The sequence below is a fragment of the Noviluteimonas lactosilytica genome, assembly GCF_020866925.1.
Taxonomy (GTDB): domain Bacteria; phylum Pseudomonadota; class Gammaproteobacteria; order Xanthomonadales; family Xanthomonadaceae; genus Noviluteimonas; species Noviluteimonas lactosilytica.
On record NZ_JAJGAK010000001.1, the window covers coordinates 610792 to 632106 of the forward strand.

General features: G+C 67.5%; 23 protein-coding genes and 5 tRNA genes. 7 read left to right on the forward strand and 21 right to left on the reverse strand.

The window, feature by feature from the left end; genetic code table 11:
- The first annotated feature begins 63 nt into the window (after positions 1-63).
- Positions 64-291 carry a hypothetical protein gene (locus tag LK996_RS03030; protein ID WP_230525690.1) on the forward strand — a complete coding sequence of 76 codons (228 nt, stop codon included), beginning with the start codon at positions 64-66 and terminating at the stop codon, positions 289-291.
- Here the strand turns inward: LK996_RS03030 and LK996_RS03035 are convergent.
- Genes LK996_RS03035 through LK996_RS03060 form a run of 6 tightly spaced genes read right to left on the reverse strand, consistent with a single transcriptional unit; the run spans position 249 to position 3975 of the window.
- Positions 249-668 (reverse strand): molybdenum cofactor biosynthesis protein MoaE, encoded by a 420-nt coding sequence (locus LK996_RS03035; protein ID WP_230525691.1) that lies wholly within the window; start codon positions 666-668, stop codon positions 249-251. The two genes, LK996_RS03030 and LK996_RS03035, sit on opposite strands and share 43 nt — an antisense overlap.
- A 1-nt stretch (position 669) precedes the next feature.
- The gene (locus LK996_RS03040; RefSeq protein WP_230525692.1) at positions 670-915 is read right to left on the reverse strand and encodes a MoaD/ThiS family protein; all 246 of its coding nucleotides are present in this window, start codon (positions 913-915) and stop codon (positions 670-672) included.
- On the reverse strand, positions 912-1406 hold the full coding sequence (gene moaC / locus LK996_RS03045; protein WP_230525693.1) for a cyclic pyranopterin monophosphate synthase MoaC: 495 nt from the start codon (positions 1404-1406) through the stop codon (positions 912-914). The genes LK996_RS03040 and moaC overlap by 4 nt, the downstream gene beginning before the upstream one ends.
- 1 nt (position 1407) lies before the next feature.
- Positions 1408-2448 (reverse strand): GTP 3',8-cyclase MoaA, encoded by a 1041-nt coding sequence (gene moaA / locus LK996_RS03050; RefSeq protein ID WP_230525694.1) that lies wholly within the window; start codon positions 2446-2448, stop codon positions 1408-1410.
- Positions 2445-3209, reverse strand: a complete 765-nt coding sequence (locus LK996_RS03055; protein ID WP_230525695.1) for an MBL fold metallo-hydrolase — start codon at positions 3207-3209, stop codon at positions 2445-2447. The genes moaA and LK996_RS03055 overlap by 4 nt, the downstream gene beginning before the upstream one ends.
- Before the next feature lies 1 nt (position 3210).
- Entirely contained in the window at positions 3211-3975 is a 765-nt protein-coding gene (locus LK996_RS03060) for a 3-deoxy-D-manno-octulosonic acid kinase (RefSeq protein ID WP_230525696.1), read from the reverse strand.
- A 24-nt stretch (positions 3976-3999) separates the two neighbouring features.
- On the opposite strand from LK996_RS03060, the gene LK996_RS03065 reads away from it, so the two are divergent.
- On the forward strand, positions 4000-5079 hold the full coding sequence (locus LK996_RS03065) for a glycosyltransferase family 9 protein (RefSeq protein WP_255656255.1): 1080 nt from the start codon (positions 4000-4002) through the stop codon (positions 5077-5079).
- A gap of 47 nt (positions 5080-5126) precedes the next feature.
- On the opposite strand, the gene LK996_RS03070 is transcribed toward LK996_RS03065, so the two are convergent.
- Positions 5127-5217: transfer RNA gene (locus LK996_RS03070), tRNA-Ser, on the reverse strand.
- 118 nt (positions 5218-5335) lie between these two features.
- Here LK996_RS03070 and LK996_RS03075 point away from each other — a divergent pair.
- Positions 5336-5749 (forward strand): DUF6165 family protein, encoded by a 414-nt coding sequence (locus LK996_RS03075; RefSeq protein WP_230525697.1) that lies wholly within the window; start codon positions 5336-5338, stop codon positions 5747-5749.
- A gap of 148 nt (positions 5750-5897) precedes the next feature.
- A complete protein-coding gene (locus LK996_RS03080) occupies positions 5898-6602 on the forward strand; it encodes a PP2C family protein-serine/threonine phosphatase (RefSeq protein WP_230525698.1) in 705 nt (234 codons plus the stop codon).
- 134 nt (positions 6603-6736) lie between these two features.
- Here LK996_RS03080 and dnaQ read toward each other — a convergent pair whose 3' ends face one another.
- From dnaQ to LK996_RS03095, 3 genes are read right to left on the reverse strand one after another with little or no spacing between them, the layout of a single operon-like run.
- Entirely contained in the window at positions 6737-7471 is a 735-nt protein-coding gene (gene dnaQ, locus LK996_RS03085) for a DNA polymerase III subunit epsilon (protein ID WP_230525699.1), read from the reverse strand.
- Positions 7468-7923 (reverse strand): ribonuclease HI, encoded by a 456-nt coding sequence (rnhA, locus tag LK996_RS03090; RefSeq protein ID WP_230525700.1) that lies wholly within the window; start codon positions 7921-7923, stop codon positions 7468-7470. Before rnhA ends, dnaQ begins: the two co-directional genes overlap by 4 nt.
- Entirely contained in the window at positions 7920-8585 is a 666-nt protein-coding gene (locus LK996_RS03095) for a class I SAM-dependent methyltransferase (RefSeq protein ID WP_230525701.1), read from the reverse strand. Before LK996_RS03095 ends, rnhA begins: the two co-directional genes overlap by 4 nt.
- 47 nt (positions 8586-8632) lie before the next feature.
- On the opposite strand from LK996_RS03095, the gene gloB reads away from it, so the two are divergent.
- The 3 genes from gloB (at position 8633) to LK996_RS03110 (ending at position 11587) form a co-directional block, all read left to right on the forward strand.
- Positions 8633-9397 (forward strand): hydroxyacylglutathione hydrolase, encoded by a 765-nt coding sequence (gloB, locus tag LK996_RS03100; RefSeq protein WP_230525702.1) that lies wholly within the window; start codon positions 8633-8635, stop codon positions 9395-9397.
- Positions 9398-9465: 68 nt separating this feature from the next.
- The gene (locus tag LK996_RS03105) at positions 9466-10728 is read left to right on the forward strand and encodes a lytic transglycosylase domain-containing protein (RefSeq protein WP_425493731.1); all 1263 of its coding nucleotides are present in this window, start codon (positions 9466-9468) and stop codon (positions 10726-10728) included.
- 70 nt (positions 10729-10798) lie between these two features.
- Complete coding sequence (locus LK996_RS03110; protein WP_230525704.1) at positions 10799-11587, forward strand: enoyl-ACP reductase FabI; 789 nt, start codon at positions 10799-10801, stop codon at positions 11585-11587.
- A 123-nt stretch (positions 11588-11710) separates the two neighbouring features.
- Here LK996_RS03110 and LK996_RS03115 read toward each other — a convergent pair whose 3' ends face one another.
- The 11 genes from LK996_RS03115 to LK996_RS03165 all read right to left on the reverse strand — a co-directional run bounded on the left by LK996_RS03115 (position 11711) and on the right by LK996_RS03165 (position 21305).
- Positions 11711-13678: a SurA N-terminal domain-containing protein gene (locus LK996_RS03115; RefSeq protein WP_230525705.1), complete on the reverse strand. Its 1968-nt coding sequence runs from the start codon at positions 13676-13678 to the stop codon at positions 11711-11713.
- Positions 13679-13785: 107 nt separating this feature from the next.
- Positions 13786-13862 (reverse strand) — tRNA-Asp (locus LK996_RS03120).
- Positions 13863-13939: 77 nt separating this feature from the next.
- A tRNA-Val gene (locus LK996_RS03125) sits at positions 13940-14014 on the reverse strand.
- 16 nt (positions 14015-14030) lie between these two features.
- Positions 14031-14303 (reverse strand): HU family DNA-binding protein, encoded by a 273-nt coding sequence (locus tag LK996_RS03130; RefSeq protein ID WP_156641506.1) that lies wholly within the window; start codon positions 14301-14303, stop codon positions 14031-14033.
- 155 nt (positions 14304-14458) lie between these two features.
- Entirely contained in the window at positions 14459-16897 is a 2439-nt protein-coding gene (lon, locus tag LK996_RS03135) for an endopeptidase La (protein ID WP_425493697.1), read from the reverse strand.
- Between the two features lie 295 nt (positions 16898-17192).
- A complete protein-coding gene (gene clpX, locus LK996_RS03140) occupies positions 17193-18479 on the reverse strand; it encodes an ATP-dependent Clp protease ATP-binding subunit ClpX (protein WP_230525706.1) in 1287 nt (428 codons plus the stop codon).
- Positions 18480-18598: 119 nt separating this feature from the next.
- Positions 18599-19225, reverse strand: coding sequence for an ATP-dependent Clp endopeptidase proteolytic subunit ClpP (gene clpP, locus LK996_RS03145; protein ID WP_230525707.1), 627 nt, complete (start codon positions 19223-19225; stop codon positions 18599-18601).
- A 31-nt stretch (positions 19226-19256) separates the two neighbouring features.
- Positions 19257-20549, reverse strand: a complete 1293-nt coding sequence (gene tig, locus LK996_RS03150; RefSeq protein ID WP_230525708.1) for a trigger factor — start codon at positions 20547-20549, stop codon at positions 19257-19259.
- A gap of 113 nt (positions 20550-20662) precedes the next feature.
- Positions 20663-20748: transfer RNA gene (locus tag LK996_RS03155), tRNA-Leu, on the reverse strand.
- A gap of 35 nt (positions 20749-20783) precedes the next feature.
- Positions 20784-21101: a hypothetical protein gene (locus LK996_RS03160; protein WP_230525709.1), complete on the reverse strand. Its 318-nt coding sequence runs from the start codon at positions 21099-21101 to the stop codon at positions 20784-20786.
- A 128-nt stretch (positions 21102-21229) separates the two neighbouring features.
- Positions 21230-21305 (reverse strand) — tRNA-Lys (locus LK996_RS03165).
- Between the last annotated feature and the right edge of the window lie 10 nt (positions 21306-21315).

Sequence of the window (21315 nt, forward strand, 5' to 3'; positions counted from 1 at the left end):
AACGGCGATCCCATAGCGCCGTCGACCTCGGGCCTCCGTGCAGCTCCATGACGGACGGCCATCATGAACGACGAAATCAACCGCCCGATGGGCGGTGACGCGCTTGGCGCGCGCCTGGAACTTGCGCGCGTCGAAAGCGAGCGCTTGCGCGTGCAGCATCGCGAGGTGTCCGAGACACTGCATCGGACCGTGGACGCGCTCAACCGCTTCATCTTCACCAGGACCGATGCGGAGGATGTCGCCGCGCCTCAGTCCGAAGGATGCAGCCAGCCGGCGTCGCCTTCCGCGTAGCGCTCGTGTTTCCAGATGGGGACGCGGGACTTCACTTCGTCGATGACGAAGCGGCAGGCAGCGAAAGCGGCATCGCGATGCGCGGCGCTGACGCCGACCCACACCGCGAGTTCGCCGATCGCGAGATCCCCGGTGCGGTGGACGCAACGTGCGTCGAGGATGTCGAAGCGCGAGCACGCCTCGTCGAGGATGCGTTCGCCTTCGGCCTCGGCCATCGCGGCGTAGGCCTCGTATCGCAAGCCTGTCACGGCGCGTCCGTCGTTGTGGTCGCGCACCCAGCCTTCGAAGCTCGCGTAACCGCCGACGCGTGCGTCGAGCAGTTCCGCGCGCAACGCGGCGACGTCGAACGGGATTTCCGACAGTCGGAACCGCGCCATCTCAACCGCCCGAGACGGGAGGAATGAACGCGATCTCGCTGCCGTCGCGGGGTGCGTCTTCCCAGCGCGCGAATGCGCCGTCGACCGCGACGCGCAGGCGTTCGACCGGCAACGGGAAGCCGTGGCGCGCGCGCAGTTCCAGGTACAGCACGCGCAAGTCGGGCGCCTGCGTGTCGAAGGATTCGCTCTCGACCTCGGCGAAGTCGCGCAAGGAGGCGAAGTACAGCACGGTGACGTGCGCGCTCAACCGATCTCTCCCACGTCGCGCTTGCCGCCGCGCTTGCCGACGAGTTTCGCCGGGCCGATCACGATCGCGTGGGACAGCGCCTTGCACATGTCGTAGACGGTGAGTGCGGCGACCGTCGCGCCGGTGAGCGCTTCCATCTCAACGCCCGTGCGATGGGTCGTGCGCACCGTGCAGGTGATGTGGAGATCGCGCACGCCGGCCCAGTCGATCTCGAACCTGCATCCGTCGATCGGCATCGGGTGGCAGAACGGAATGAGTTCCCACGTGCGCTTGACCGCCATGGTGCCGGCGATGATCGCGGTGTCGACGATCGCGCCCTTCGCGCTGCGCAGGCCGCTGGCGCGCAGTTGCGCGGCGATCTCGGGCGGGAAATGCACGCGGCATTCGGCGCGCGCCTCGCGCGCGGTGATGGCCTTGTCGGACACATCGACCATCGCGGGACGACCGTCGGCGGACAGATGGGTCAGCGTCGCCTTGCGCTTCGTCGGCATGTCAGCCTCCCACCAGGTACATCTCGACGTGGCGCCGGGAAGCGCTCGCCGCGCCGCGGATCTCGCTGTAGCGATCCGCGCGGCGCATCCACGCATGCGCCACCGCATCGACCACCGCGTCCTCGCCGTGCTGCAACGTCGCGCGCAGCGGCTGGCCTTCGGCGGCGAACAGGCACGTGTACAACGTGCCGTCCGCGGAAATGCGCGCGCGATGGCAGTCGCCGCAGAACGGCGCGGTCACCGAACTCACGAAGCCGATCTCGCCCGCGCCGTCGGCATACGCGTAACGCGCCGCCACTTCGCCGCGATAGTTGGGATCGAGCGGACGCAACGGCCAGCGCGCGTGCAGCATGTCGCGCAGTTCGGCGGAGGGCACGACCGCGTCGCGACGCCAGCCGTTGCAAGTGCCGACGTCCATGTATTCGATGAAACGCAGCACGTGGCCGCGTTCGCGCGCGAATGCGGCGAGCGGCAACACCTGCGATTCGTTGACGCCGCGCTGCACGACGCAATTGAGCTTGATCGGCGCGAAGCCCGCGGTCGTCGCCGCCGCAATACCCGCGAGCACGTCGTCGATGCGCCCTCGCCCGCCCGACATCGCGGCGAAGATCGCAGGATCCAGCGCATCCAGGCTGACGGTGATGCGATGCAATCCCGCGTCGCGCAATGCCTGCGCGTGATGCGCGAGCAGGCTGCCGTTGGTGGTCAGCGCGAGGTCTTCGATCCCTTCGATGCGCGCCAGGCGCCGCACGAGATCCGGCAGGCCCTTGCGCAGCAGCGGTTCGCCGCCGGTGAGGCGCAGCTTGCGCACGCCCAGGCGCGCGAATCCGCGCACCAGCGTTTCGATCTCGTCGAACGACAGACGCGAGGCCGCATCGAGCCCGTGGTCGTCGGGAATGCGGTCGGCCGGCATGCAGTACGGGCAACGGAAGTTGCACGCATCGATCACCGACAGGCGCAGGTCGCGCAGCGGGCGGCCGAGCGCGTCGTGCGGCGCGAGCGGCGTCGCGTGCGTCGGGAAGCTGGACAGCGGTGCGCTCATGGCATGGGGGCGGTGACGGCGGTCGGCGCCGGCAACGGTACGAGTTCTCCTGCGCGCGCGATGCGATGGCCGCGCGCTTCCAGCGTCGCGCCGTCGGCGGCGCTGGCGTAATGGTACAGGCGACAGCGCGACAGGAGTTCCGCGGGGTATTCGCGTTCCAGATCGTCGATGCCGCTGTGCGAGGGATTGCCGTGCAGCGCGCAGTCATGGAACACGAGTTCGCCTTCGTTGGCGAACTTCGCGAGCTGCTCGGCGATCGGCCGCGTGTCGCCGGTCCACGCCACGCTTCCGCGCAGGCGCAGGCCGAAGCTGGTGTCGGGCCAGTGGTGGCGCGTGGCGAAGACTTCCAGGCGCACGCCGTCGTGCCAGAAGTGGTCGCCGACCGGGACCACGCGGAACGCGTCCCAGAAGTTCGCGCCGCCTTCGGCGATCGCATTCGGGTACGAGCCGATGCGCTGCTGCAGCAGCGGCACCAGCGGCGCGGGAACGTAGAGCTTCACTTCGCCGCGCAGCGCGTCGTTCCAGTACACCGAGCCGAACAGCCGTTCGAAACCGCCGACATGATCCAGGTGCGCATGCGTGATGAACAACGCGCGCGGCGGCGCACCGTAGTGCGCGAGGTAATGCGTCAGCCCGTCGTTGCCGCAATCGACCGTGAGCCAAGGCGCGCCGTCGCGCTCGATCGTCGCCATCGCCGAACCGAGTTCGGTGGCGAAGGCATTGCCGACGCCCTGCAGGCGCAAGGACCATGTCGCGGCCATCTCAGTAACCCTTGTCCCACTGCGACTCGTAGGCGGCGCGCAGGCGCGCGAAGTCGCGTTCGACGTCTTCGTTCGCGCGTTCGCCGCGCAGCTTGACGAGCGAACGCTTCAGGCGCGCGAGGTTGTTCTCGCGCCAGCGCGTGGCGGGAATGCGCAGGGCGCTGCGGTCGAAGTCGATCATCCAGCCGTTGCCCGCATCGTCGAAGAGCAGATTGTGGGCATTGAGGTCGGCATGGTCGAGGCCGGCGCGGTGGAAGCGCGCGATCAGCCTGCCGGCCGCGTCCCACGGCGCGGTCTCGCCGATGCGGGTAGCGAGGTGACCGAGGGAGTGCACGTGGTCGATGCGTTCGATCAGGATCGCGGCGCGGTAACGATGGCCCTTGCGCACGTAGTAGGCGGCGATCGGCGCGGGCACGGGCAACTGCTTTGCGCGCAATGCGCGCAGCAGGCGGAACTCGGCGAAGCTGCGCACGCGGTCGTTGCCGCGCCACAGGTGGCGGTCGTGGCTGATGCGCGCGACCAGGCCGCCGCGCAGGTAGTGGCGCAGCACCGCGTCGCCGAAGGGCGCATCGACGAACCACGCCGCGCCCCGCCCGCCCGTCGACACCGGGCGCGCATGGCTGCCCCAGTGCTGCGGGTCGAACCATTCGGGCAAAGCGTGCGCAACGCCTGCTTGCCGCAGGCGAGTGCGGTCGAACAGAATCGCCCCATACCCCAGCCCCTCGCGGAACGGCGTCAGGCTTTCATTGGCATCGAACGCGGCCATGTCCGAGCGAGTCTAGCAAGCAACATGCCTGCCCCGTCTGCCCAGTCCATCCCGGCTCCGCCCCGCAGCCTGTGCCTGCTGCGCCTCTCCGCGCTCGGCGACGTGACCCACGTCGTGCCGTTGGTGCGCACGATGCGGCAGGCGTGGCCCGAGACCGCGATCACCTGGGTCATCGGCACCGGCGAGTTCAAGTTGCTCGAAGGCTTGCCCGGCGTGGAGTTCCTCGTCTACGACAAGCGCAGCGGTGTCGGCGGCATGCTCGCATTGCGGCGCACGTTGCGCGAACGGCGTTTCGATGCGCTGCTGCAGATGCAGGTCGCCTTGCGCGCGAACCTGTTGTCGGCGTGCATTCCCGCCGAGCGCCGCATCGGATACGACGCTTCGCGTTCGAAGGATCTGCACGGGCTGTTCGTCGATGAGCGCATTCCCGATCGCCCCGGCATCCACGTGCTCGATGCGATCGGCAGCTTCTGCGAGCCGCTGGGCATCGTGCAGACCGATGTCGCCTGGAACATGCCGGTGCCCGAATCGGCGCACGCGTGGGCGCGCGCGCAATGGCCCGACGACGGGACGCCGACGCTGGTCGTCTCGCCGTGTTCGAGCCACGTGTTGCGCAACTGGCGCGCCGAGCGTTACGCGGCCGTCGCCGACCACGCGGCGTCGAAGGGATGGCGCGTCGTGTTGTGCGGCGGGCGCAGTGCGCTCGAACGTTCGACGAGCGACGCGATCATCGCGGCGATGCGCACGCCCGCGCTCGACCTCGTCGGCAAGGACACGCTCAAGCAACTCCCCGCCCTGCTCGCGCGGGCGGACCTGGTGATGACGCCGGACTCCGGCCCGACCCACATCGCAAACGCGATGGGCGCCAAGGTGCTCGGCCTGCACGCGCCGAGCAATCCGCGGCGCAGCGGGCCCTACTCGGACCTGCGCTATTGCGTCGACCGTTACGACGACGCGGCGCGCAAGTTCCTCGGCAAGCCGGCCGATGCGCTGCCGTGGGGGACGAAGATCGAGCGCGAGGGCGCGATGGACCTGGTCACCGTCGACGATGCGATCGCGGCGCTCGAACGATTCTGTTCGGACCGGCGCGCGGGCCGGTACTGACCGGCGCCTGAAAAGAAAAACGCCCCGTTCAGGGGCGTCTTCTTGTGTGGCGGAGAGGGAGGGATTCGAACCCTCGGTGCGCTATAAACGCACGCCTGATTTCGAGTCAGGTACATTCAACCGCTCTGCCACCTCTCCTGAAAGCGGGCGTGCCCGGCAAAACAACCCCGGGCGGCGGGCCGTGAATGATACGGGCGCGCGTCGCGCGGGACAAGCCGGATAGACTGTGCGCCCCACTTCGCCGCGGCATACCCTCATGACCACCGAACTCCTGGTTCCCGTTTCCTACGGCGAACTGCTCGACAAGATCGCGATCCTGCAGATCAAGTCCGAGCGCATGAGCGATCCGGCGAAGCTGGCCAATGTCCGCAACGAACTCTCCGCGCTGGAGAAGACCTGGATGGCGCACCCGGCCGCCGGCGGCGACGTCGCCAAGCTGCGCGCCGACCTCAAGGCGGTGAACGAGCGCCTGTGGGTGATCGAGGACGACATCCGCATCAAGGAGAAGGCGAAGGCGTTCGACGAGGAATTCGTCCGCCTCGCCCGCGCGGTCTACTTCGAGAACGACGAGCGCGCGCGCATCAAGAAGGACATCAACCTCGCGCTCGGCTCGACGTACGTCGAAGAGAAGTCGTACCAGGATTACGGCAAGCGCGACGCGACGCCCTGACCCCCCGGCGATCCATCGGCCCCCGTACGGAACTCGTGACCGCCAGCCCGGTTCAAGAGATTCGCGTCGCATGCACGGCCGGATCGCAACGATCATGCCGTTGTTGCCTGCAAGCCCCCCCGCGCGCCCACCCTCCTCGGCTTCGACCATGATCGAATTCGGACACCTGACCCACGTCGGACTCCGTCGGGAGTTGAACGAGGACACGTATTACGGCGACAGCGAACTCGGGCTGTGGCTGGTGGCCGACGGCATGGGAGGACACGAGTACGGCGAAGTCGCCAGCGCGCTCGCGCGCGAGACCATCGTGCGCGAAGTGCGCGACGGCACGCCGCTCGCCCAGGCGATCCGCATCGCCGACGAGGAAATCATCCGCGCCTCGCGTCGCCGCAACGACGCGCTGCCGATGGGAACGACCGTCGTCGCCGCGCGCGTGACGGGCAATCGCTTCGAAGTGGCCTGGGTCGGCGACAGTCGCGTCTACATCTGGCGCGAAGGCCAGCTCGCACAGTTGTCGCAGGACCACAGTTACGTGCAGGAACTGATCGCGCAGGGCGCGATTTCCGCCGAACAGGCGCGCAGCCACCCGCACCGCAACGTGGTGACGCAGGCGCTGGGCGTCACCGATCCGAACCAGCTCAACGTCGAGACCATGACCGGCGAACTCCGCCCGGGCATGCAACTGCTGCTGTGCAGCGACGGCCTCACCGAGGAAGTCGACGATCGCAACATCGCGACGGTGCTGGGGCACGACGAGTGCAGCGCGCAGGAGTGCGTGGATACGCTCGTTGCCGCGGCGCTGGATGGCGGCGGGTCGGACAACGTCACTGTTGTCCTCGTTCGCCGACATTGAGGACGGGAAACGGGAAACGGGAAACATGAAGCGGGAGGGATATCCCTGCTTCGGCTCGCAGGCCCGCATGCCGAAGTGAAGCCTTCCCTCCCGCTTCTTGTTTCCCGTTTCCCGTTTCCCGCTTCTGTCCTTCGCTAGACCGGCAACGCCTCAGCCGGCGCGTCTTCTTCGAGCAACGCATCCCACACCGCGCGGCCGCCGGCCTTCTTGCGCAGTACGGCCAGGCGCGCGTCGTGCGCGGCGAGTTCTTCGGCGTTCGCGGTGATGCGCGGGCGCGGGCCGCCGCTGGCGACGAATTCGGCGATGACTGCGCGGCTGGCGTCGGCGGCGGCGGCGAAGCCGATCTCCCCTTGGCCCGACGTCAGCGCGAGGTAGGCCTCGGCGAGCAGTTGGGCGTCGAGCAGCGCGCCATGCAGGTGGCGGTGCGAGTTGTCGACGCCGAGGCGGCGGCACAACGCGTCGAGCGAATTGCGCTGGCCGGGGAAACGCTGGCGCGCGAGTTCGAGCGAGTCTTCGACACCGCAACGATCGCGCACGCGCCCCAGGTGCGTGCCGATGCGCGAGAGCTCGGAGTCTAGGAAGCCCAGGTCGAACGCCGCGTTGTGGATCACCAGTTCTGCGCCTTCGATGAAGGCGAGGAATTCGTCGACGACCTCGGCGAACTTCGGCTTGTCCGAGAGGAATTCGAGCGTCAGGCCCGTGACTTCCTGCGCGCCGGGTTCGAACTGGCATTCGGGGTTGAGGTACTTCTGGAACGTGCGCCCGGTGGGCCGCCGTTCGACCAGCTCCACGCAGCCGATTTCCACCACGCGGTTGCCCTTCTCCCAGGACAGTCCGGTGGTTTCGGTGTCGAGCACGACCTGCCTCATTGCGCTTGCATCCCCTTGAATCGCGTTGCTTCGTCGCGCGCCAGCTGGTCGACGCGCTCGTTGTCCGGATCGCCGCTATGCCCCTTCACCCACCGCCAGTCGATGACGTGGCGCGCGGTCGCGGCGTGCAGGCGTTCCCACAGGTCGCGATTCTTGACCGGATCGCCTGCCGCTGTCTTCCAGTTGCGACGGATCCAGTTCGGCATCCACTCGTTGATGCCCTGCTTCACGTACTGCGAGTCGGTGAACAGGACGATCGAACACGGCTCGGTGAGGGATTCGAGCGCGCTGATCGCCGCCATCAGTTCCATGCGGTTGTTCGTCGTGAGGATCTCGCCGCCGACGACTTCGCGCTCCTTGCCCCGATAACGCAGCAGCGCGGCCCAGCCGCCCGGTCCGGGATTGCCGAGGCATGCGCCGTCGGTGTGCGCCTCCACCTGCTTGCGCGTCATGCGGCCGGCACGCCGGGCTGGAAGCTGATGGCGGGCCGGGAGCGGATCGGGGTCAAGGGCACGACGCGTTTCTCCGCGCGTAGCAAGAAGGCTGCGCGCAAGCCTGCGCCCTGTTGCAGGGACGCATTGGGGATGGGTTTCCAGCGCGGGCCGACGCCCTGCGACACCGCCTCGGGTTCGAGGCCGGCGTTGCGCAGGCGACGGCGCCAGCGGACGGGTTCGGAAGCGCTCGGTCCCTGCCGCAACCAGCGGGCGCGATAGGGGGCGAGCGGATTGAGAGTCAGCAGCCACAGGCGGCCGCCGGGCACGAGGACGCGCGCGGACTCCTCGAGGATCGCCTCGGGCACGACCGAGCCGTCGGCGACGTGCTGCAGCACGACGGTGCCGACCGACTCGGAAGCCAGCGGCAGCGGCAGCGCGCAGCGCATCGGGCCATGGAAGTATCCCCCGGCCACGAACAGCGGCAACTCGCGCTCGCCCACGGCCGCGAGGCCGCCGACGGGCATCAGGCGCAGCCAGGGCTGGCCCGGACGCTCGGCCGCGGCCAGCCGCACCACGTCGTCCTCGCTGTCCAGGATCGCCCGCCCGGCCGCGCCCGCAAACCAATCGCCCGCCAACGGGGAGGCTTGTTCAGGTTGACGGGGGAATCCGGGGAGCGGCATGGTCCCTATTCTGCTGGAAGCGCGCCATCCGCTGGAGACCCAAGTCGATGCGACTGCGACCGCTGCCCGCATTCGAGGACAACTACGTCTGGGCCCTCACCGACGATGCAGGCGCCGGGCTGGTCGTCGATCCCGGCGACGCGACCCCGGTCCTGCGCGCGATGGGCGAAGGCCTGCGGCTGCGCGGCATCCTGCTGACGCACCACCACAACGACCATATCGGCGGCGTGCCGGCGATCCTGGCCGAGCTCCCCGACCTCCCGGTGATCGGCCCGCGCGACGAACGCGTCACCACGGCGACCGGGATCGTGGGGGCCGGCGACGTCGCCCGCATCGACGATTGGGTCTTCGAGGTCCATGAGATCCCGGGTCATACCGTGAGCCACATCGCATTCCACGGCCATCAAGTCTTGTTTTGCGGGGACACCCTCTTCAGCCTCGGCTGCGGCCGCTTGTTCGAGGGAACGCCCATGCAGATGCTGGACTCGCTGGATCGCCTTGCCGCCCTGCCCGGCGGCACGCGGGTTTGCTGCGGCCATGAATACACCGTCGCCAACGCGAGCTTCGCGCTGGCGGTGGAACCGTCGAACGCCGACCTCCAGGCGCGCAGCGTGGAAGCACGCCGCCAGCGCATGGAAGGTCGCGCGACGGTGCCGTCCACGATCGACGAGGAGCGGGCCTGCAATCCGTTCCTCCGCGTCGACGTTCCCGAGGTGCGCGGCGCTGTCGCGCGCCACGTGGGACGCCCGCTGCAGGATCGCGTGGACGCATTCGCCGAATTGCGGCGCTGGAAAGACGGGTATCGCGCATGACGGTCCGCATGCGACCGGCATGCAGGCTCGCCGCGGGCCTCGCGCTCGCGATGGCGATGTCGCCCGCGATGGCGGCGGCGTCGCAGGAAATCCCGAAGTCGCGGCCGACGCAGGCCGCCGTCACGATGTCGAACGACGCGCCGGCCAACGGTGCGACGCCCGACGGCAACGCATCGAGCGGCCTCCCGTCGAACATGCGCAGCGGCCGCGACATCTACGCCTCGTTCCGCGATGGGCTCGCAGATCCCGGATGCCCCAGCGGGGGCAGCGTGCGCTGGAAGCAGCACTTCGCCGCAGCGCCGCGTCGCATGGCGAGTCCGAACGACGACGTGCTGCCGCTGTTCGGTTACGTCGTCGACGCCGTGCGCGAAGCGCACCTGCCGACCGAATACGCGCTGATCCCGTTCGTCGAAAGCGGCTATCGCCCCGGCGCGCGCAGCCCGAGCGGACCGACCGGCCTGTGGCAGTTCATCGCCGTCACCGCGAAGAACCACAACGTGCCGATGCGCGCGGGCTACGACGGTCGCCTGTCGCCGGTGGATTCCACGCGCGCCGCGGTGCGCTACCTCAAGACGTTGCACGGCATGTTCGCCGGCGACTGGCGCCTGGCGGTGATGGCGTACAACGCGGGCGAATACCGCGTGCTCGGTTCGCTGCGCCGCGCCGGCCAGAACGCGCGCAACGCGAAACCCGAAACGCTGCCGGGCCTGTCGCCGATCACGCACGCCTACGTGCAGAAACTGCGCGCCTTGTCGTGCCTGCTCGAGCAGGCGGACGATCGCGAAGAATGGTTGCGCGCGCTCGATCGCCCGGTGGCGCACCTGGAAGCGCAACCGCTGCCGAAGTCGGCGACGACGCTCGACACGTGGGCGCGCGCGAACGGCCTCGATGCCGCGCAGGTTCGCAAGTTCAATCCCGCCTACGCGAACGGGCGCGTGCCGCCGCGCAAGGACGATCGCGCGATGCATGTCCTCGCGCCCGCTGCATCGTCGTCGGCATCGGCGCTGGTCGCACGCATCGCACTCGATACGCCGGCGAACGGAGGCGCGACCGAAGCGAGCGTGCCGAACGTGCGCGGCGCCAGGGCCGACGCCGCACTCGGCGCCGTCGTCGGCGAAGCCACCGTCTCGACCGCCGCACGCCGCTCGCACACGGTCGCGCGCGGCGACTCGCTGTCGGCCATCGCCCAGCGCTACGGCGTGGCGATGAACGAACTCATCGCCCGCAACAAGCTCGACAAGAAGGCGAAGCTCCGCGTTGGCACGGTGTTGCAGATCGACGCCGACATGCCTGGCGACGCCACGCCCCCCGATCCTGCGGCTGGCCCCTGACGCGCCACGCAGGCACACTTGGCACCCCCGGCCGGCGCCGTTGCGCCGGAACCGCAACATCGGAGGTTCCATGGGTTTCCTGCAGGGCAAACGCGCGCTCATCACGGGCATCGCGAGCCAGCGTTCGATCGCCAGCGGCATCGCCGAGGCGATGCACCGCGAAGGCGCCGAACTCGCTTTCACCTACCAGAACGAAAAGCTGAAGTCGCGCGTCGAAGACGCCGCGAAGGAATACGGCAGCGACATCGTCATCCCGCTCGACGTGGCCGACGATGCGCAGATCGCCAACTGCTTCGCCGAACTCGGCAAGCGCTGGGATCACTTCGACATCCTCGTGCACGCGATCGCCTACGCGCCGCGCGAAGCGATCGAAGGCGAGTTCCTCAATGTCACGCGCGAGAGCTGGAACATCGCGCACGAGATCTCGGCCTACTCGCTCGCGGGCATGGCCAAGGCCGCGCGCCCGATGATGGCGAACCGCAACGGCGCGATCGTCACCCTGAGCTATCTCGGCGCCGAACGCGCGCTCGCCAACTACAACGTCATGGGCGTGGCGAAGGCGAGCCTGGAAGCCACGGTGCGTTATCTCGCGCTCAACCTCGGTCCCGAAGGCACGCGCGTCAACGCGATCTCGGCTGGCCCGATCAAGACGCTCGCCGCGGCCGGCATCGCGAACTTCCGCAAGATGCTCGGCCACGTCGAGGAATACGCGCCGATGCGCCGCAGCGTCACGATCGAGGATGTCGGCAACGTCGCCGCGTTCCTGTGTTCGGATCTCGCCGCGGGCGTGACGGGTGAAGTGACCTACGTCGACGCCGGTTACAACATCCTCGGCATGACGGGGATCGAAGGGGTCTGACGATTTCCGGGATTCGGGATTCCGGGATTCGTAGAAGCAAAAAAAGCCCGGCGAGAGCCGGGCTTTTTGCTGTCTGCGTTTTGCTTTTCCGAATCCCGAATCCCGGAATCCCGAATCCCAGCCTTAAAGTCGCTCTTCCGCCACCTTGACGTCCATCGACTTGCGCATCGTGGCGATGAACGCCTTCGCGTCGTCCGCGCCGCCCGACTGCGCGAGCTGGCGCTGCAGCACCATGCGTTCGTCGGCCGTGGCCTTCGACGGATCGCCTTCGACGACCTTGCTCACCGCGAACACGACGTGGCTGCCGTCGTCGAGCGCGACGAAACCAGGCGACACCTTGCCCGCGGCCGGCGCGGGAACGCCGAAGTAGGCCTGGGTCGCCTTGCGGTCGGGCAGCGGTGCGCCGCGCGAGGCATTCGGCATGTCGACGGGAACCAGGCCCTTCTCGGCGGCGGCGGCCGCGAGCGGCGTGCCGGCCTTGAGCTTGGCGAGCATCGCTTCGGCGGCAGCTTCGCCCGCCTTGCGCGTGCGCTCGGCGCGGATCGACGCGACGATGCGGTCGCGCACCTGCGCCGGCGTGAGTTCGCGCGCGGGCACGTGGTTGGTGACGCGCAGCATGACCACGTGGTCGGGCGCGAGCTCGACGAGGTCGCTCACCAGGCCGTCCTGGATCGCCGAGTCGGAGAACGCGGCGCGCTGCACGGCCTTGTTCGCGGCGATGCCGGCGGCGCCGTCGCGACCGAACGGACCGAGCGTGTTCACCGCAAGCTTCGCTTCGCCCGCGGCGGGTGCGAGCGCGGTGGGATTCTTGTTGACCAGGTCGACGAGCTTCGACGTCAGGTCGTTGAACGCGCGTTCGCGATCGGCTTCCGCCTGTTCCTGCGCGAGCTGCGCGTGCGCTTCCTCGAACGTCTGCTGCGTCGCGCCCTTCACTTCGCGCACCTGCAACACGTGCCAGCCGAAGTCGGTGCGCACGGGGCCGCTGATGTCGCCGGCCTTCATCGCGAACACCGCGTCTTCGAACGGCTTTTCCATCACGCCCTTGCCGACCCAGCCGAGGTCGCCGCCGTTCGCCTTCGACACGGCGTCGTCGGAGTTCGCCGCAGCGAGCGCGGCGAAATCGGCGCCGGCCGCCTTCGCTTCGGTCGCGAGCTTGTTGGCCTTCGCTTCGGCCGCCTTCTGCGCGGCGGCGTCGGCGTCCTTCGGCACGGCGACCAGGATGTGCGAGACGAGGCGTTCGCCCGAACCACCGAGCGTGCCCTTCTCCTTCTCGAAGCGCTGGCGCAGCGTCGCTTCGTCGGCCGCGGGCACGGCGAGCGTTGCGGCGTTGACTTCGACGTATTCGATCGTCACCTGTTCCGGCGCGCGGAACTCGTTGCGGTGCGCCTTCCAGTACGCGTCGATTTCCTTGCCGGTGACCGGGCCGGTGTCGGCCGCCTGCGGCGGCAGCACCACGAACGACACGCTGCGCTCTTCTGCGAGCAGCTTGAGCAGGCGATCCATTTCCGCCTTCGTCACGAAGGCCGAGTCGTTGAGGCCGCGCGGCAGCAGTTCGACCTGCAGGCTTTCGCGGATTTCGTTCTCGAAGCCGCGCGGCGTCAGCTGCTGCGAGGACAGCGCGAGCTGGTAACGATCGGCGTTGAACTTGCCGTCGACCTGGAATGCGGGGAATTCGAGGATGGTGCGCTTCACTTCGGCGTCGCTGACGGTGACGCCTGCGCGCGAGGCGGCCATCTTCAGCACGCGCTGGTCGATCAGCTGCTCGAGGATCGCGCGCTTGTTCTCGGGCGTTTCGAACGCGCGCGGATCGTAGTTCTCGCCGAGCTGCTGGCGCTGCGCCTGGCGCGCGTTCTCGAATGCCTGGCGGAATTCGTTCGGCGTGATCTCTTCGCGCTGCCACATCGTCGAGACGGGCCAGAACGACGGTGCGCCCGCCCACCACGTCGGCGGCGCCTCGATCTTGGCCACCCAGTTTTCGCTCGACTGCTGCATGTACGACTCCACGCCGAAGAAGGCGAAGGGAATCGTGAGCAGGCCGAGGATCACCGAGGCGATCCAGCCGGAAGTCTTCTCGCGGAGTTTCTGCAGCATTGAGGTACGGGCCAGGTGCGTGAGCCGCGCAGTGTAGCCGCTTCGCGCGGCGGCGGCTGGCCGGGAAAAACAAAAGCGCCCTTTCGGGCGCTTTGTCTTGGAACTAGTGGCGGAGTGGACGGGACTCGAACCCGCGACCTCCGGCGTGACAGGCCAGCATTCTAACCGACTGAACTACCACTCCGCGGAGCCCGAAATCATACACAAACCAATTCGGGAGTGGCAACACTTGATGCAACAAAAAACGAAAATCGAATCGAGTGGTGGGTGCTGAGGGGATCGAACCCCCGACCCTCTCCGTGTAAAGGAGACGCTCTACCGCTGAGCTAAGCACCCGTTCCGATTGCGAAAATCAGTTGACCGCGTCCTTCAGCGCCTTGCCGGCCTTGAACGCGGGGTTCATCGACGCTGCGACCTTGATCGTTTCGCCGGTGCGCGGGTTGCGACCTTCGCGCGCGGCGCGCTTGCGCACGGCGAACGTACCGAAGCCCACGACGGTGACGGTGTCGCCCTTCTTCAGGGCCTTGGTGATCGCAGCGATCACCGCGTCGACGGCACGGCCGGCATCGGCCTTGGTCAGTTCGGCGCCTTCGGCGACGGCATCGATCAATTCGGCTTTGTTCATGCTTGGAACTCCCGGATGGAAACCGCTGATGGGGACCGGGGCAGGCCGATGCGCGCGCAGGTTGCGCGTGCATCCTTGGCTGGCGTTCCCCGGTCGACAAGCCGTTGCGCGGTGCTACCGGCAACGGCGGACGCGGTTTTTATACCAGCCGAACGTCAGTGCGTCACGTCCGGCTGCGCGGGCGTGGGCTTCGCCGCCGGCGCGACCTCGGCTTCCGGGACGCCGCCCAGGCTACCGGCCGCCGCGGTCGGCGCGAGCGGGCGTTCCAGCGCGAGATCGAGCACTTCGTCGATCCAGCGCACCGGCACGATCTTCATGCCGGTGGTGACCGCCTTCGGGATGTCCGCGAGATCCTTGCGGTTCTCCTCGGGGATGATCACCGTGCGGATGCCGCCGCGCATCGCCGCGAGCAACTTCTCCTTCAAGCCGCCGATGCCGAGCACCTTGCCGCGCAGCGTGATCTCGCCGGTCATCGCGACGTCGGCCTTGACCGGCACCTTCGTCAGCGTCGACACGAGCGCGGTCGCCATCGCGATGCCCGCGGACGGGCCATCCTTCGGCGTCGCGCCCTCGGGCACGTGGAGATGCACGTCGTACTTGGTGAGGAAGTCGAGGTCGATGCCGAAGCGATCGGTGCGCGCGCGCACGACCGACAACGCCGCCGACGCCGATTCCTTCATCACGTCGCCGAGCTGGCCGGTGAGGATCAACTGGCCCTTGCCCGGCACGAGCGTGGATTCGATCTGCAACAGGTCGCCGCCGACTTCGGTCCACGCAAGACCCGTGACCAGGCCGATCTCGTTTTCCTGTTCCGCCCGGCCGTAGTCGTAGCGGCGTACGCCGAGATACTTGTCGAGGTTCTTGCTCGTGACCGTGACCGTGCCCGCCTTCGCCTTCTTCTTGGCGCCGGCGAGTGCGAGTTCCTTGACGACCTTGCGCGCGATCTTCGCGATCTCGCGCTCGAGGTTGCGCACGCCGGATTCGCGCGTGTAGTAGCGCACGATGTCGCGGATGGCGCTCTCGGCGATCTTCAGCTCCTCGCCCTTCAGGCCATTGGCCTTCAGCTGCTTGGGCACGAGGTAACGCATCGCGATGTTGAGCTTTTCTTCCTCGGTGTAGCCCGGGATGCGGATCACTTCCATGCGATCGAGCAGCGGACCCGGGATGTTGAGCGAGTTCGACGTGGCGACGAACATCACTTCCGAAAGGTCGAGGTCGACTTCGAGGTAGTGGTCGTTGAACGCGCTGTTCTGCTCGGGGTCGAGCACTTCGAGCAACGCCGAGGACGGGTCGCCGCGGAAGTCCATCGACATCTTGTCGATTTCGTCGAGCACGAACAGCGGGTTCTTGCTGCCGACCTTGTTGAGGTTCTGCACGATGCGGCCCGGCATCGAACCGACGTACGTGCGGCGATGCCCGCGGATTTCCGCTTCGTCGCGGACGCCGCCGAGCGACATGCGCACGAACTTGCGGTTGGTGGCCTTCGCGATCGACTGGCCGAGCGACGTCTTGCCGACGCCGGGCGGGCCGACGAGGCACAGGATCGGACCGCGCAGCTTCTGCACGCGCGCCTGCACCGCGAGATATTCGAGGATGCGTTCCTTGACCTTCTCCAGGCCGTAGTGGTCCTGGTCGAGCACGTCCTGGGCGACCTTGAGGTCCTTGCGCACTTTCGTGCGCTTCTTCCACGGCACGCCGAGCAGCCAATCCAAATAATTGCGCACGACCGCGGCTTCGGCCGACATCGGCGACATCTGCTTGAGCTTGCCGAGTTCGGCGCGCGCCTTCGCCTCGACGGGCTTGGGCATGCCGGCTTCGGCGACCTTGCGCGCGAGTTCGTCCAGGTCGTTGGGCTGGTCGTCGATCTCGCCCAGCTCCTTCTGGATCGCCTTCATCTGTTCGTTGAGGTAGTACTCGCGCTGGCTCTTCTCCATCTGCGACTTCACGCGGCCGCGGATGCGCTTTTCCAGCTGCTGCACGTCGATTTCGCCTTCGACGAGACCGACGAGGAGCTCGAGGCGACCGCCGACGTCGAGCGATTCCAGCAGGCGCTGCTTGTCGGCCATGCGCACGCCGAGGTGCGCGGAAATGGTGTCGGCGAGGCGGCTCGGATCGTCGATGCCCGCGAGCGTCTGCAGCAGCTCCGGCGGCAGCTTGCGATTGGTCTTGACGTACTGCTCGAACAACGACATCAGCGAGCGTGCGATCGCTTCGACTTCGCGCGTTTCGCGCGTGGATTCGGAGTCGACCACCGCACCCTTGCCGCTCAGTGCGCCGTCGCGTTCCTCGACATCGGTGACGCGCGCGCGCGACAAGCCTTCGACCAGCACCTTGATCGTGCCGTCGGGCAGCTTCAGCAACTGCAGCACCTGGGCGAGCGTGCCGATCTCGTGCAGGTCCTTCGCGCCGGGCGCGTCGGTGTCGGCGGACTTCTGCGCGACCAGCAGGATGCGCTTGTCGGATTCCATCGCCATGTCGAGCGCGCGAATCGATTTGTCGCGCCCGACGAACAAGGGAATGACCATGTGCGGAAACACCACGACATCGCGCAGCGGCAGCACCGGCAGGTCGAAGGTTTCGGCATGTTGCGTCATGGGGACTCCGGCAGGGACGTGAAGGACGGACAGGCTTGCAGCGCGGTGAACGGCAGGCCGCGGAAGACCTGCCGGGCCACGATAGCGGGCGGCAAGTCAACGCGGCGCGCAGTGCGCGCTCGAGTTCGGTTATGGGGCGTGCGGAAGGCGGATGCAAGCGCCGGTTCGCACATCCGGGATGCGCTCGGCAGCGTGCCGTTCCACGTGCGGACGAACGGTGGCGCGCCCGTCGTTCGGACGGGCGGCAGCAGCGGGCAGAGGGGCGGGCCGTCGACGGGGTCGGCGGCCCGGGGCCTCATTCGGCGCCGGCGGCCTTCGGCGTGGCCGGAGGCGTCTGGTAGATCAGGTACGGCTCGGACTTGTGTTCGATCACCGACTCATCCACGACCACCTTGCTCACGTTCTCGAGCGACGGCAGTTCGTACATGGTGTCGAGCAGCACCGATTCGACGATCGTGCGCAGGCCGCGCGCGCCGGTCTTGCGCTTGAGCGCCTTGCGGGCGATCGCGTTGAGCGCGTCGGGGCGGATTTCCAGTTCCACGCCTTCCATTTCGAAAAGCTTGCGGAACTGCTTGCTGATCGCGTTCTTCGGCTCGGTGAGGATCTTCACCAGCGCCGGTTCGTCGAGCTCCTCGAGGGTCGCGACCACCGGCAGGCGGCCGACGAACTCGGGGATCAGGCCGAACTTGATCAGGTCTTCCGGTTCGACTTCCGACAGGATCTTGCCGACATCCTGCTTGCGCTCGGAGCTCTTCACCTTCGCGCCGAAGCCGATGCCGCCCGCTTCCGTCGAACGCTGCTGGATGATCTTGTCCAGGCCCGCGAACGCGCCGCCGACGATGAAGAGGATGTTGCGCGTGTCGACCTGCAGGAATTCTTGCTGCGGGTGCTTGCGGCCGCCCTGCGGCGGCACGCTGGCGACGGTGCCTTCGATGAGCTTGAGCAGCGCCTGCTGCACGCCTTCACCGGAGACGTCGCGCGTGATCGACGGGTTCTCGCTCTTGCGCGAGATCTTGTCGATTTCGTCGATGTAGACGATGCCCTGCTGCGCCTTCTCGACGTCGTAGTCGCACTTCTGCAGGAGCTTCTGGATGATGTTCTCGACGTCCTCGCCCACGTAGCCGGCTTCGGTCAGCGTCGTCGCATCGGCGATGGTGAACGGCACGTTGAGCAGGCGCGCCAGCGTTTCGGCCAGCAGCGTCTTGCCCGAACCGGTCGGACCGACCAGCAGGATGTTCGACTTCGCCAGTTCGACGTCGTCGTTCTTCTGCCGGCTCTCGATGCGCTTGTAGTGGTTGTACACGGCCACGGCGAGCGTCTTCTTCGCGCGCGACTGGCCGATGACGTACTGGTCCAGCACGTCGAGGATCTCGCGGGGCTTGGGCAGGTGGCTGCGAGCCGACTGCGCCTTCTCCTCGAGTTCCTCGCGGATGATGTCGTTGCAGAGCTCGACGCATTCATCGCAGATGAACACGCTCGGGCCCGCGATCAGTTTGCGGACCTCATGCTGGCTTTTCCCGCAGAACGAGCAATAGAGGATCTTGTTGCTGTCGCCGGATCGGCCTTGACGGTCTTCGCTCATTCCCCACACCTGCTTCGGCCACACGGTTGCGGCCCGAGAATAGCATCCGCGGCCCGGTTGTCTACCGAGCCTCGAATGCGTGAAATTGGTTCCACGACCAGGGGTTCAGGCCTGCTGATTCAGGCCGCCTGGATCGAATCGTCCGGCCGGCGCTCGAGGACCTGGTCGACCAGGCCGTATTCACGCGCGGCTTCGGCGCTCTTGAAGTTGTCGCGCTCGGTGTCGCGGGCGATGGTCTCGAGGGCCTGGCCGGTGTGCTTGGACAGTATCTCGTTCAGGCGCTGGCGCAGGGTCAGGATTTCGCGGGCGTGGATGTCGATGTCCGTCGCCTGGCCCTGGAAGCCGCCGAGCGGCTGGTGGATCATCACGCGCGAATTCGGCAGCGCGTACCGCTTGCCCTTCGCGCCCGAGGCCAGCAGCAGCGCGCCCATCGAGGCCGCCTGCCCGACGCAGATCGTGCTCACGTCCGGCTTGATGTACTGCATGGTGTCGTAGATCGCCATGCCCGCCGTGACGATGCCGCCCGGCGAGTTGATGTACAGGCTGATGTCCTTCTCGGGGTTTTCCGCCTCGAGGAAGAGCATCTGGGCGACGATCACGTTGGCGACGTGGTCGTCGATCCCGCCCACGAGGAAGATCACCCGCTCCTTGAGCAGACGCGAATAGATGTCGTACGCGCGCTCGCCGCGACTGGTCTGTTCGACCACCATCGGCACGAGGTTCAAGGCTTTCGTTTCGAGGCTCATGGGTTCTCTCTGATGGACCGGCCCGTCGATATTACTGTCGGATCGCGTCCTGGAAGGAAAGTGCCTGCTCCGTGTGCGTGGCGCGCTCGGCGATCCAGTCGATCACCTGCTCTTCCATCACGCGCGACTGCAGACCTGCCATGAGCTGGGGATCGTTGCGGTACAACTCAATGACCTGCTCGGGTTCTTCGTAGGTCGAAGCGATCAGGCGCATCGTCTCGTTCAGGCGGCGCTGGTCGAGGCGCAGGTCGTTGCGGCGCGCGATCTCGCCCACCAGCAGTGCGACCAGCACGCGCTTGCGCGCGGCGTCCATGAACGGGGTCTGGTCGACGACGACCTGCTGGCCCTGGCGGCGGGCCTGCTCGGCCATGCCGTTGGCGAGCGCGCGCGCTTCGTTCTCGACGGCGCGCGGCGGCATTTCGACGTGCGCGTACTTCGCGGCCAGTTGTTCGCCGACTTCCTTGCGCAGGCGCTGCATGAGCGCGCCCTTGAGCTCGCGCGCGAGGTTGCTGCGGATTTCGGTGCGGAACTGGTCCATCTCGCCCGACTTCACGCCGAAGCTGCGGATGAACGCCTGGTCGACTTCCGGCATCACCGGCTCGGAAACTTCGAGCGCCTTGATGTGGATGTCGACCGACTTGCCGGCGAAATCGGCGATGCGCCATTCGGCCGGGAACTCGACCTTCACGGTCTTCTCGTCGCCCGGGGCCATGCCGACGACGGCTGCCTCGAGTTCCTTGAGCATCGCGCCGGAACCGACGACGGTGCTGCCCTTCTCGGCGCCTTCGGCCGGACGGCGCACGCCGTCGACTTCCGACCAGTTTTCCATCGTGACCATGTCGCCGTCCTTCGCCGCGCGCTCGACGCGGGTCCAGCTCTGGCGCTGCATGCGGAGGTTGTCGATCATGCGGTCGATGTCGGCGTCTTCGACGTCCGACGTATGACGCACGACCTGCAGGGCCGCGACGTCGATGTCGCCGAAGTCCGGCACGATTTCGAACGTGGCGACGAACGCCAGCTCGCCCTCGCCCGCTTCGGTGCTCGGCACGATCTGCGGCGCGCCGGCCAGGCGGAGTTCGTTCTCGCGAACGGCGCCGTCGAAGCTCTCGCGCAGCATGCCGTCGAGGATTTCCTGGCGGACCTGGTCGCCGTAGCGCTGCTCGATCACCTTGGTCGGGACCTTGCCGGGGCGGAAGCCCTTGATGCGCGCGGTGCGCGCGATCTCGCGCAGGCGACCGCCCACCTGGGTGTCGACGTTTTCCGCCGGGAGGCGGAAGGTCATGCGGCGTTCGAGGTTGCCGAGGGTTTCGACCGAGACTTGCATTGCTGGGAGCTCTTCGATGATTGGATGACGGGCCGGCGGCGGGAACCGCGGCCGGCGGAACGGGGTAGTTTGGCCGAAAGCGGCCCGGGCCGCCACCTGAGCGGCGCCGCGAATGGTGCGAAAGCCGGGACTCGAACCCGGACGGGGGTTGCCCGCCAGAACCTAAATCTGGTGCGTCTACCAATTCCGCCACTTTCGCGCAGCGGCATTGTGGCAAAAAGACGCCGGCGAGGCTCAGTTGCTGGTGCGTTCCACCGAAGCCCGCACCGCCACGTCCCTGGAGAAATCGACCCGCAACGTCTGCGGCCGCCCGGATTCCGGACTGGTGCCGATGTTCCAGCTCGTCGAGTCGGGCTGGCGATAGCCGGCTCCGAGCATCCCCTCCACCTCGCCCCTGGACTTGCCGATCAGCACGCGTCGCGAGACGAGGTCGGCGACAAACACGTGTCGCTCGAGCGGGTCCGTCTGCCTCCAGCTTTCCGCCGTGAAGCGGCTCCCGTCGTTGCATGCCGCGAGCATGAGGAGCACTGCCAGCACCAGGATCCGTCGCATCGTCAGCCTCCCCCAGGTCGAGTCGTCAAATTACGGAAACGCCGCGAGGCCTTCCGTGCGGCCGGTCGCGAACCGCATCGCGTGTCGAGCGGGCAAAAAAAAGACCTGGCCGAAGCCAGGTCTTGATTTGGTGGGCCGTCAAGGATTCGAACCTTGGACCTATTGATTAAGAGTCAACTGCTCTACCAACTGAGCTAACGGCCCGTGCGGCGCG

Excerpts from the sequence above, each read along its gene's own strand:
- LK996_RS03030 (WP_230525690.1), top strand. The coding sequence starts at position 64 with ATGAACGACGAAATCAACCGCCCGATGGGCGGTGACGCGCTTGGCGCG.
- LK996_RS03035 (WP_230525691.1), bottom strand. The coding sequence starts at position 668 with ATGGCGCGGTTCCGACTGTCGGAAATCCCGTTCGACGTCGCCGCGTTG.
- moaC (WP_230525693.1), bottom strand. The coding sequence starts at position 1,406 with ATGCCGACGAAGCGCAAGGCGACGCTGACCCATCTGTCCGCCGACGGT.
- moaA (WP_230525694.1), bottom strand. The coding sequence starts at position 2,448 with ATGAGCGCACCGCTGTCCAGCTTCCCGACGCACGCGACGCCGCTCGCG.
- LK996_RS03055 (WP_230525695.1), bottom strand. The coding sequence starts at position 3,209 with ATGGCCGCGACATGGTCCTTGCGCCTGCAGGGCGTCGGCAATGCCTTC.
- LK996_RS03060 (WP_230525696.1), bottom strand. The coding sequence starts at position 3,975 with ATGGCCGCGTTCGATGCCAATGAAAGCCTGACGCCGTTCCGCGAGGGG.
- LK996_RS03065 (WP_255656255.1), top strand. The coding sequence starts at position 4,000 with ATGCCTGCCCCGTCTGCCCAGTCCATCCCGGCTCCGCCCCGCAGCCTG.
- LK996_RS03075 (WP_230525697.1), top strand. The coding sequence starts at position 5,336 with ATGACCACCGAACTCCTGGTTCCCGTTTCCTACGGCGAACTGCTCGAC.
- LK996_RS03080 (WP_230525698.1), top strand. The coding sequence starts at position 5,898 with ATGATCGAATTCGGACACCTGACCCACGTCGGACTCCGTCGGGAGTTG.
- dnaQ (WP_230525699.1), bottom strand. The coding sequence starts at position 7,471 with ATGAGGCAGGTCGTGCTCGACACCGAAACCACCGGACTGTCCTGGGAG.
- rnhA (WP_230525700.1), bottom strand. The coding sequence starts at position 7,923 with ATGACGCGCAAGCAGGTGGAGGCGCACACCGACGGCGCATGCCTCGGC.
- LK996_RS03095 (WP_230525701.1), bottom strand. The coding sequence starts at position 8,585 with ATGCCGCTCCCCGGATTCCCCCGTCAACCTGAACAAGCCTCCCCGTTG.
- gloB (WP_230525702.1), top strand. The coding sequence starts at position 8,633 with ATGCGACTGCGACCGCTGCCCGCATTCGAGGACAACTACGTCTGGGCC.
- LK996_RS03105 (WP_425493731.1), top strand. The coding sequence starts at position 9,466 with ATGGCGGCGGCGTCGCAGGAAATCCCGAAGTCGCGGCCGACGCAGGCC.
- LK996_RS03110 (WP_230525704.1), top strand. The coding sequence starts at position 10,799 with ATGGGTTTCCTGCAGGGCAAACGCGCGCTCATCACGGGCATCGCGAGC.
- LK996_RS03115 (WP_230525705.1), bottom strand. The coding sequence starts at position 13,678 with ATGCTGCAGAAACTCCGCGAGAAGACTTCCGGCTGGATCGCCTCGGTG.
- LK996_RS03130 (WP_156641506.1), bottom strand. The coding sequence starts at position 14,303 with ATGAACAAAGCCGAATTGATCGATGCCGTCGCCGAAGGCGCCGAACTG.
- lon (WP_425493697.1), bottom strand. The coding sequence starts at position 16,897 with ATGACGCAACATGCCGAAACCTTCGACCTGCCGGTGCTGCCGCTGCGC.
- clpX (WP_230525706.1), bottom strand. The coding sequence starts at position 18,479 with ATGAGCGAAGACCGTCAAGGCCGATCCGGCGACAGCAACAAGATCCTC.
- clpP (WP_230525707.1), bottom strand. The coding sequence starts at position 19,225 with ATGAGCCTCGAAACGAAAGCCTTGAACCTCGTGCCGATGGTGGTCGAA.
- tig (WP_230525708.1), bottom strand. The coding sequence starts at position 20,549 with ATGCAAGTCTCGGTCGAAACCCTCGGCAACCTCGAACGCCGCATGACC.
- LK996_RS03160 (WP_230525709.1), bottom strand. The coding sequence starts at position 21,101 with ATGCGACGGATCCTGGTGCTGGCAGTGCTCCTCATGCTCGCGGCATGC.